Source organism: Chamaesiphon sp. OTE_20_metabat_361, from assembly GCF_031364565.1.
This window is the reverse complement of record NZ_JANLWO010000412.1, coordinates 1-3,675: the sequence shown is the minus strand read 5'-3', so window position 1 is coordinate 3,675 and position 3,675 is coordinate 1. Positions and strand designations below refer to the sequence as shown.

3 protein-coding genes and 1 pseudogene are annotated in these 3,675 nt (G+C 46.7%); all 4 read right to left on the bottom strand.

The genetic code is table 11. The annotated features are described in order from the left end of the window. Window positions 1-723, bottom strand: a 723-nt coding sequence (map, locus tag RMO35_RS12000; protein WP_309741478.1) for a type I methionyl aminopeptidase, incomplete at its 3' end; no start/stop codon positions are given. A gap of 288 nt (window positions 724-1,011) precedes the next feature. After that, complete coding sequence (locus RMO35_RS11995) at window positions 1,012-1,974, bottom strand: glycosyltransferase family 9 protein (RefSeq protein ID WP_309741477.1); 963 nt, start codon at window positions 1,972-1,974, stop codon at window positions 1,012-1,014. Window positions 1,975-2,074: 100 nt separating this feature from the next. Beyond that, window positions 2,075-2,836, bottom strand: a pseudogene (locus RMO35_RS25310) (Uma2 family endonuclease). A gap of 158 nt (window positions 2,837-2,994) precedes the next feature. Beyond that, window positions 2,995-3,675, bottom strand: a 681-nt coding sequence (gene nadE / locus RMO35_RS11980) for an NAD(+) synthase (protein ID WP_309741471.1), incomplete at its 5' end; no start/stop codon positions are given.

Below are 3,675 nucleotides of genomic sequence, written 5' to 3'. Positions count from 1 at the left end.
TTTATCTGGCATCATTTTGGTAATCTTCGAGCCAGCATTGATAATTGGTTCGATCGCGAGCGTCATTCCCGCGCGTAGTTTGACATTGGGCATCTCGCGCGTGCGGAAATTAAATACCGATGGTTCTTCGTGGAGATTGCGTCCCACGCCATGCCCGGTAAAATCTTCAACGATACTAAAGCCATTTGCTTCTACATGGTCTTGAATCGCACCAGCGAGGTCGAGGAGGTATGAACCTTCTTTGACCTGTTCTATGCCCTTGTAGAGGGCTTCCTCGGCGACTTTGATTAGCTTAGCAGCCGCAGGTGTGACCGTGCCGACGCCGATCGTGATGCAGGAATCGCCATGAAAACCTTGAAAGAAGGCACCAGTATCGACTTTAAGCACATCACCCTGTTTGATAACTTTCTTGCGGTTGGGGATGCCGTGTACTGCTTCGTCATTGATGCTCGAACAGATGGAAGCAGGAAACCCGTATAAACCTTTGAAGCTAGGAATGGCATCCATTGCCCGAATTCGCTTCTCAGCGTAAGCATCCAAATCTGCCGTCGTCATTCCCGGCTCTACCATCGCCATAATCTCTTTTAAGACTGTGGCAACAATTCTGGCAGATTGGCGCATGATCCCAATTTCCCGCTCAGTTTTGATCTGAATCCCTTTTTGTTGCTTCTTTTCGCGGGTGGGTTGCTGCTTTTGTAAAAGTAAATCGCTGAGAATGTTCATATCGTGATGGAGCAGACTGGGTAAAGGTAAGAGATGACAACTGCTGCGATGGGATGTCGAACGTCGATTTGGCATGGCAATCGCGTCGAAACAACCCTTGAATTTAGACTGTGCCTATTTTCATTCTAGTTCTTTCTCTCTGCGTTGGTATATTGCTCTAGAATTAGGCTTTGGGCTTTGGGTGTTAGGCTTTAGGGAAAACTATATTGGAGTTGGGTCAGCGCAATCAGACAATACCAGAAATTTTTTGCTTTTACTTTCGCAGGCGGTCTAATGTCATAGTTGGATCTATCCTTTCCAAATTTTCTCTAAAATATCTGACGGTGGAATATCGGCGATCTTTCCAGTGCGGGATTTAATCGCGATCGCACGACCATTATCGGGTAATAATTTTGCTGGATCTGATGGGCCAAATAAGGCGATCGTATAGGTACCGACGGCTACTGCTAGGTGCATCGGGCCGCTATTGGTACATAACATCAGATTGGCACCCGCGATCGTAGCGGCGAGTTTGCCGATGTCTGTGGGGCTAATTACTAGGAGGGTGGGGCAAAGTGTAAGGAGTGATTCGATAAACTCAGCGTCATCGGGGCCTTTAATCACCGCGACGGGGATATTTGGTTGGCGAGTTTGCAAGTCTTTGACGATTTGTTGCCACTGCTTGACAGGATAAATCCGATCGATGCCTGACTTGGGATCTGGTTTAGTCTCGCCCCCATGAATCAGCACGTAACCGCTATCTTTTATCCCCAGTCGCTGCTGCTCGGCTTCTGCCCAGTCGATATCTGCTTTGGGAACATTGATACTCACCACCGGACAAGGATCGGTGATGCCAAATCCTCTAACCAAATCGTGAAACATCGGTGCCGCGTATTGGTTGAGATTTAGCTCAACCGGATTGGAGAGAAATAATTTACTCGCACCCACGTCAAAACCAATGCGGACGGGAATTCCCGTCAGCCACAAGAGTACGCCGACACCAAACCGTCGCCCCAAAGACATCGCCGCATCGTATTCGCGATCGCGGATGATGCCCAATAAGTTGCCCCAGTCCGCAGGGCCATTAGTATCTTTGAAGTCGAAGGGAATAACTTTGTGGACAGACTTGGAAACACGGTATGCCGTCGTCGAGCGCGGTTCGACGACGACATCAATTTCTGCGTCTGGGTAACGTCCTTTGAGATTATCGATCGTGGGGAAGAAGAGAATCTGATCGCCAATTCCACCAGGGACAAGAGCCAGGATACGCATTTGTACTCAAGTTACTGCTGTATTTACGATCGATTTTAGCAGGAATAGGCTGTAGTTGTTGGGGTCGTGTTCAAATCGTCATTATCTACTCAGATGCAATCTAAATGTCAGGATCGATACCCAGAGCGCGAAGTTGCTCGGCTAATCGATCGGCTTGCAGTTGGACTCGATCTGCTTGGAGTTGAACTAAATCGGCTCGTTGTCTTTCTTGCTGCGCGACTTCTTCTGGCATTAGATAACGAGTATTCGTGCGATCGTACCAAGCTAATAACTCGCGATCGATCCCATTAAACACACCCTGACATCTACCGATCCCTAAACCCACTTCTGGCATCCAGTAAGGCTCGCCAATTTGTAATTGGTAATTACCATCCGCGCCTAATTTATAAACTTCAAATGGTTGATGCCTGTCACGCAGCCAAAATTCAGGGTTATAAATGACCTAGTAAAGCACCCCCAATTTGGCGTAAATCTCCATTTTTTCGTCGTATTCATTCCCTGGCGTGTGAGACACCATTTCCAAAGTAATAATTGGGACGATCTCATTTTCTTCCCAGGTGGCATAACTGCGGCGCGATTTACCACCTTTTTGACGCTCGACACCCAGACTCAGAAACCCATCGGGTACGACAGGCACTCTGGGATTAGTACCAGTTGTATGATAAATCGCCATGTCTGCGGCAAAATACCAGTCGAATCGATCTGCCCACATGGAGCTTAATAGAAATAATAAAACGTTGGGTAAGAAATTCTGGTCTTCGCTTCGCGACGTCGAAACGCCTACATTATCCACAGGTATATCGTCAGAACAAGGTAGTTCTTCGGTGCTAGGTAAAATCCGGTTGAGATAGTCCGATATTATAATCCCAATCTCATTGAGTTCTGTTGTTTATTATAATCTGAAATTGTGTCTCGACTGCTTCAGCTATATCTATAGATCGTATTGAATGAAGTTACTTCCGTCCGACCGATATTTAAATACAAATTTATGTCTTGACTGAAACACTATTCACTATTCACTTACTTAGAAGCGATCGGCATTCGCCAGCCGGTACCGAAGGCGCGATCGGTTATTTTTAAGCCTGGGGGAGCTTGGCGACGTTTGAATTCGGCTAGTTTGACTAGTCGAGTTATTTTGGCAACTACTTGCGGATCGAAACCGCGATCGACTATTTGCTCGATCGATTGATGTTCGCAGACGATCGCCTCTAAAATCTCATCCAAGATTTCATAAGGTGGTAATGAATCTTGGTCGATTTGTCCGGGTTTGAGTTCAGCGCTGGGGGGTTTGGTGATGATATTTGTGGGGATGATTTCTCGCTCTCGATTCAACCATTTACAAATCGAAAACACTCGCATCTTGGGTACGTCGGCGATGACGGCTAAACCACCATTCATATCGCCATAAAGAGTACAATAACCGACAGCCATTTCGGATTTATTACCAGTAGAGAGGAGTAAATAACCGAATTTGTTGGACATTGACATGAGTAATGTCCCGCGAATTCGCGACTGGATATTCTCTTCCGCTAATCCAAATTCTGTCCCTTTAAATTGTGATTCGAGAGTACGATCGAATCCCTGCATCAGATCGCCAATTGGGATAGTTTGGGTGTTGATGCCTAGATTAGCAGCTACCGCGATCGCATCGGTGACAGAATGCGAAGAGCTATAGGTAGAAGGCATTAACACGCCCAAAAC